At 63.2% G+C, this 1,445-nt stretch carries 1 protein-coding gene; it reads right to left on the bottom strand.

Annotated elements, in window-relative coordinates:
- Nucleotides 1–244 precede the first annotated feature (244 nt).
- Nucleotides 245–1,126 carry an AraC family transcriptional regulator gene (locus tag AC04SG_RS32760; RefSeq protein WP_488554390.1) on the bottom strand — a complete coding sequence of 294 codons (882 nt, stop codon included), beginning with the start codon at nt 1,124–1,126 and terminating at the stop codon, nt 245–247.
- Nucleotides 1,127–1,445 lie beyond the last annotated feature (319 nt).

The raw sequence follows: 1,445 nt of genomic DNA, 5'->3' as shown, positions 1-1,445 counted from the left end.
AACTTGACCCCCCAGATAGTCGCTCTCCCCCACTTTGTGGGGGCGAGGAACCCAAGCTTTCGGAGGGCGCGACCTCAGAGATTAGCGTTTCCTCGCCCCCATGAAATGGGGGAGAGGTGGCAGCGTAGCGGACGGAGAGGGGGAGCGCCCTAGGCGATTTCACACCGCCGGCGGCTCCACCAGCGAAACACATTCAACCCCGCCGGCTTCTTGCCACGACCCGGTGGCGCCCCCTCCCACCGCGCTATTTCAGCGGCAGAAACAGCTCAAGCACTACCTCGCGCACCGGTCCGTTCGGGATGAACGAAAAGTGCCGCTGGCAATAGATCGGAAAATCGCGGGCCTCCTCGCCGCTGGCCGGAAGCCATTCACGATAGAGGTACAGTGCCGCTGGCTCGAGATTGTTGGTATTGCCGGGGTAGCGCAGCACCGCGCAGCGTCCGCCGGGGATCACGCCGGCCTTCATCTGCGCGTCGTTCGCCTCGATCGGCTGGTCGGTTCCGGCACAGATGTCCATGCTGTAATCGGCAGGATTCGCGGGCTCTCTTTCGGAGCGGAAGATGTTGAAGGTCGGGCTTGTCTCGGGCGACAGGCCGGCGGCCTTGCGCCAGGCGATGAAGCGCTGGATGGTGTCAGGAAGCGTCGCCCGGTCGCCGCGATGCTCCATGATCGCCACCGGCGTCGGCGGCACTTCGCGGATCATCACGTCGTCGGGTTCAAAAATTATCTGCATGAGCGTGGTCCTTGCTTTGTCGAGCGGCCCGAAGGCCATGAGCCACGACCCCCAGTCGGGAGATTTCCGGAACGACGAAGGCGATTGCCCGAACCGTTGCCGAAAGGCGCGGGCGAAGGCATCCGGCGCGTCGTAGCCGGCATCCATCGCAATGTCGGTGACGCTGTGAGCGTCGCTTTCGGCCAGCCTGTACGAAGCGCGCTTCATGCGGGCGAGCTGGACATAGCGGTGCACGGACACGCCGAACGTCGACGTGAACTGCCGGTGGAAATGGTATTTCGAGAACGCCGCGACGCCGCTTAACGCCTCCAGGCCGAGATCGTCGTCCAGATGCCGGTCTATGTGGTCCAGCACCCGCTGCATCCGGGCTTGGTAGTTTTCAAGTGGCGTCATCAAACGTCTCGTCCTGCGTGGCGACACCAGATAGGCGCCGCCTGATATGTCGCGCTCGACCGATCTTGCGGTTTGACATGGATGGATAGAGGTTCGCCAGTGGGGGCCTGCAGGCGAATGATCTGCGTAAAGCGCGTTCGTGCTGCCCTAGTCACAGATGTCAGCGCCAGCCCCCTCTCCGTCTCGGCTTCGCCGAGCCACCTTGTATCTACACGAGAGAGATTTCGTGGGATTGAAGCGATTGAGCCAAGGTCCGGGCGGCCGCCCGGACCTTGGCTTGGCGAAGTCGCCCGTACCACCTGAGGTTACAGCCGCGGGA

This window comes from Mesorhizobium sp. CNPSo 4684 (assembly GCF_057784315.1).
Note: the sequence above shows the minus strand (reverse complement) of the source record. Positions and strands in the feature narration are given on the sequence as shown.

Bases quoted from the DNA above. Each gene is read 5' to 3' on its own strand.
- AC04SG_RS32760 (WP_488554390.1), bottom strand. From the start codon at position 1,126: ATGACGCCACTTGAAAACTACCAAGCCCGGATGCAGCGGGTGCTGGAC.